Source organism: Pseudoalteromonas luteoviolacea (assembly GCF_001696455.1).
Taxonomy (GTDB): Bacteria; Pseudomonadota; Gammaproteobacteria; order Enterobacterales; family Alteromonadaceae; genus Pseudoalteromonas; species Pseudoalteromonas luteoviolacea_C.
Genome location: NZ_MAUJ01000073.1, coordinates 1 through 256 on the forward strand (window position 1 = coordinate 1; position 256 = coordinate 256).

General features: G+C 35.5%; 1 rRNA gene. It reads left to right on the forward strand.

Annotation, left to right across the window (positions count from 1 at the left end):
* A 16S ribosomal RNA gene (locus A7985_RS25555) occupies positions 1-71 on the forward strand; the annotation flags it as partial.
* Positions 72-256 lie beyond the last annotated feature (185 nt).

Here is a 256-nt window from a genome sequence, read left to right on the forward strand (position 1 = left end):
AGTGATTCATGACTGGGGTGAAGTCGTAACAAGGTAGCCCTAGGGGAACCTGGGGCTGGATCACCTCCTTAACGATTTAGAACAAATTTGTTCGAAGTGTCCACACAGATGATTGTTAGTTAGCTTTATAGCTAATTAATATTGCTCTTTAAAAATTTGGAAAGCTGATAATTAAATTCTCGAATAACAAGCAATTGTTATTCAGAGTTTTCGAAAGAAAATGCCGATTAATCATTTAGTTGATTAATTAGCGTCT